The sequence below is a fragment of the Shigella sp. FC1967 genome, assembly GCF_001743005.1.
Classification (GTDB): domain Bacteria; phylum Pseudomonadota; class Gammaproteobacteria; order Enterobacterales; family Enterobacteriaceae; genus Proteus.
The window spans coordinates 1-295 of record NZ_MIIZ01000094.1 but is presented as its reverse complement, the minus strand read 5'-3'; the positions used below and the strand labels follow the sequence as shown (position 1 = coordinate 295).

Sequence of the window (295 nt, the reverse complement as noted above, 5' to 3'; positions counted from 1 at the left end):
GCACCGAACTGAGCGTTGAGATATTCAGCCTGTTCTGGTGTAGGGTAGATGCGTACTTTTGTTGCTCTTAACATCATCAGCGCTCATTGATATAATGTTTTTATTTTAACATGTTAGGGCAATATATCAATTGAGTAATCATAATGATTTACAGGCGGGTTCCCTCTGAAATCGGCACCGTGTCAGTAAACTGGTCGTGCCTCTGATCTTTACGACAAAGTATCGACGTAAGCTATTTGACGGACAGATGCTCGCTCAACTGCGTGATGCATTTGACTCCGCTGCGGCAAAACTT

Annotated in this window: 1 protein-coding gene and 1 pseudogene; one reads left to right on the top strand and one right to left on the bottom strand. The window is 43.4% G+C overall.

The window, feature by feature from the left end:
- A partial coding sequence (locus BHE89_RS00740; RefSeq protein ID WP_171742417.1) for a helix-turn-helix domain-containing protein occupies nucleotides 1–74 on the bottom strand: 74 nt, incomplete at its 3' end.
- Between the two features lie 56 nt (nucleotides 75–130).
- Here BHE89_RS00740 and BHE89_RS24580 point away from each other — a divergent pair.
- Nucleotides 131–295: pseudogene (locus BHE89_RS24580) on the top strand (IS200/IS605 family transposase); the annotation flags it as partial.